1 protein-coding gene is annotated in these 289 nt (G+C 72.0%); it reads left to right on the top strand.

The annotated features are described in order from the left end of the window. Nucleotides 1-199 precede the first annotated feature (199 nt). The coding region (locus EIK80_RS27115; RefSeq protein ID WP_370450264.1) for a sigma factor-like helix-turn-helix DNA-binding protein at nucleotides 200-289 on the top strand (90 nt) is incomplete at its 3' end.

Below are 289 nucleotides of genomic sequence, written 5' to 3' on the forward strand. Positions count from 1 at the left end.
CGACAGCCGGCCGCTGCTGTTCGCCATCGCCAAGAACCTCCTGAAGGACCACTGGAAGCAGGCCGGCCGCGAGCGGGCCCGCACCTTGTGGCTCGATACCGACGATACTACCGCGGCCTGGGAGAACGCGCCCAGCGAGGACCCGGCCGCCGACCGCCGCTCGATCGCCCGCTAGGACCTGGCCGGCGTCGCGGCCGCCATTCGCGAGCTGCCGCCGCGCTGCCGCGACGCCTTCCTGCTGCATCGTTTCGAGGACCTCAGCTATCGCCAGATCGCCGACCGCCTCGGC

Origin of the sequence: Caulobacter sp. 602-1 (assembly GCF_003931565.1) — a bacterium.
Taxonomy (GTDB): Bacteria; Pseudomonadota; Alphaproteobacteria; order Caulobacterales; family Caulobacteraceae; genus Caulobacter.